Genomic DNA, 2,603 nt, shown 5'->3' with positions numbered 1-2,603 from the left:
GTGAGGGCGCGGGGCGGGGGTGGCGCGCGGTCGCCAGGCCGGTGTCGAGCAGGTCGGTGACCAGGATGCGCACGATCGCCACGGGCAGCCGCAGGTGGGCGGAGATCTCCACCACCGCCGTCGGGCCGCGGCACAGCCGCAGGATCCGGGCGTGCTCGGACTGCATGCCGGGGGCGGGCGCGCTCTCGGCCACGATGAGGGTCACCGCGTCCAGGGAGTCGTCGGCCCCGCCGCTGCGGCCCGAGGTGATGACGTAGAGGCGGTCCGGACCCTCCTGCTGGTGCGGGCGCGTCATACCGGTCCGGCTCCGGCGCGGGGCGGGGTGGTCAGGTGTTCGCCCATCTGCTCGACCAGCTCGTTCATGTTGTGGCCGACCAGACCGGGTTCGGCCTCCTCCGAGGCGATGACGGCCAGGTGGGCGCCGTGTCCGGCCTCGACGATGAACAGCAGGCCGCCGTAGAACTCGGCCATGGCCTGGCGGACGCCGCCCGCTCCGTCACCGAACTCCACCGAGGCGCTGTGCGCCAGGCTCTGCACCCCGGCGGCGATCGCGGCGAGGTGGTCGGCGCTGTCGGCGCGCAGGCCGGAGCTGTGGCAGAGCTTGAGCCCGTCGCGGGAGAGCACGAGTGCGTGGCGGGTGCCGGGCGTGCGTTCCAGGAGGCCTTCGAGGAGCCAGGTCAGCGTGTCGAGGTCCATCATGCGTCCTTGTCGTTCGGGCCGCGCACCGCGGAGCGGAACTCGCCGAAGCCCCTCGCCACGGCGGCGGGGTTGCTCCTGCGGGGCGCGGGCCTGGTGTTCTCGGCCGCCGCGAGGGTCCGGCCGCGGCGGCGCCGGGGCAGTCCGTCGACGTCCTCCGCTGCGGTCTCCGCCGCGGCCGGGCGGATCGCGGCGGGTGTGGGGGCGGTGCCGGGTTCCCGCGCGGCCCCGGGCGGGGACGCCGGGGAGTCGGGCACCACGGGCTCGGGGAGGGGTTTGACGAGCTTGCGGGGCAGCAGGAGGACGACCGCCGTGCCGCCTCGCGAGGAGGAGCGGAAGGACACCGACAGGCCGTAGCGGTGGGCGATCTGACCGACGACCGACAGGCCCAGGCGGGTTCCGGAGATGGCGGCCAGGTCCAGGCCGTTCTCGACGGTGCGGCGGGCGCGGCGCAGCGCCTCCTCCCCCATGACCAGGCCGCCGTCCTCGACCATGACCGCGATTCCGGCCTGGACCTCCTCGACGTGGACGTGGACCTCGGCGGTGGGCGGGGAGAACCTGGCGGCGTTGTCCAGGATCTCGGCCAGGGCGTGGATGACGCCCTCGGCGGCGAACCCGGCGACCGCCTGCGCGGAGGCGTTGTGCACGCGCACGCGCTGGTAGGCGCCGATGCGGGCCATGGCGCCGCGGACGACGCTCTCCATGCCGATGGCCCGGCCCCAGCGGCGGCCGGAGCGGGCCCCGGTGAGGACGGCGATGCTGTCGGCGACGCGTCCGACCTGGGCGGTGCTGTGGTCCAGGTGCATGAGGTCGCCGAGGACCTCGGCGCCGGTGTCCCCGTCGCCGTGGCGCTCCTGCATCCGCCGCAGGTCGGCGAGCATGGTGGTGCTCAGTGCCTGGACGCGTCCGGCGGCGGTGGCGCAGGCGGCCATGGCGGCCGAGCGGCGGCGTTCGGCGGCGGCGATCTCGGTGGCGGCGGCCCTGAGGACGGCGTGGCCCCCGTGGTCGGCGGGCAGGGGCAGTGCGCGCAGGGCGGTGTCGGCGGAGTCGCCCGCGCGCAGGCGCCGGGCCAGGAGGGGCAGGTGCTCGTCGGCCAGGGAGGCGGTGTCGGCGCGCAGCGCGTCGAGCCGGGCGCCCAGGTCGCTGATCCGCCGGGCGCGCCGGTCGAGCAGCACCGCGAGGACCAGCAGGAGCAGGAGGGGGACCGCGGAGGCGGCCAGGACGGGCGGGGTCCGGGCCTCGGGTGCGGCCCACAGGGGCACGGCCCAGAAGGGCAGCGCCGCGAGCGGGAGGAGGAGCCAGCGCGGCGCGGACGGCGACGCGGGCACGGCTCCTCGGGGGAGGGGGGTCTCAGCAGTCATGGGGCTCCACGTCCGGCCGCGCCGTCGCTCCAGGTTCCGGCACTTGAGGACGCACCGAAGGGGACATTTCCGGCACGATCTGCACATCCAAAGGAAGGGGATTAATTTCCCCGACCTACGCTTTTCGGTGCACGGCGAGTCAACATACCACCAGACACCTCGGGCGGCCATGCCGGCACAATGGAACCCTTATCGCACACGGGGGACGGAGAGCCGGATTCCCTACCACAGCGCGGATTCCGGAGAGTGATAATCAGCGAGTCGAGAACGTCCGACCTTTTCCGGAAGCCATTGTCGGGCGCGCGCCCTTTCCAGTCGTGAACTGCGGGAACCGTACGGCGGCGGGCGCGGGGGGAAGCGCGGTGAGGGTGGACACAGTGTGACGGGCGGGGCCGGTGCGAGGCGGCCCCGCGGCCGCCGATGGCCGGGAGCGGCCACGGGCGGCTGCGCGGAACTGGCCCGAGTCGGCCACGGGCCCCGGCCGGGGACGGACGTCGGCCGGCGGGACCGCGCGGACGGGAAGGGGGGTGACCGTGCGGCGGCGGG

At 75.2% G+C, this 2,603-nt stretch carries 3 protein-coding genes; all 3 read right to left on the bottom strand.

Translation table 11 applies throughout. The features are described from left to right. The coding region (locus ABD54_RS26220) for a DUF742 domain-containing protein (RefSeq protein ID WP_047872230.1) at positions 1-295 on the bottom strand (295 nt) is incomplete at its 3' end. After that, a complete protein-coding gene (locus tag ABD54_RS26215; RefSeq protein ID WP_047872229.1) occupies positions 292-696 on the bottom strand; it encodes a roadblock/LC7 domain-containing protein in 405 nt (134 codons plus the stop codon). The genes ABD54_RS26215 and ABD54_RS26220, both read right to left, overlap by 4 nt. Beyond that, positions 696-2,057 (bottom strand): ATP-binding protein, encoded by a 1,362-nt coding sequence (locus ABD54_RS26210; RefSeq protein ID WP_200904197.1) that lies wholly within the window; start codon positions 2,055-2,057, stop codon positions 696-698. The genes ABD54_RS26215 and ABD54_RS26210 overlap by 1 nt, the downstream gene beginning before the upstream one ends. Positions 2,058-2,603: the final 546 nt, after the last annotated feature.

The organism is Nocardiopsis sp. RV163, from assembly GCF_001029525.1.
GTDB lineage: Bacteria > Actinomycetota > Actinomycetes > Streptosporangiales > Streptosporangiaceae > Nocardiopsis > Nocardiopsis dassonvillei.
Note: the sequence above shows the minus strand (reverse complement) of the source record. Positions and strands in the feature narration are given on the sequence as shown.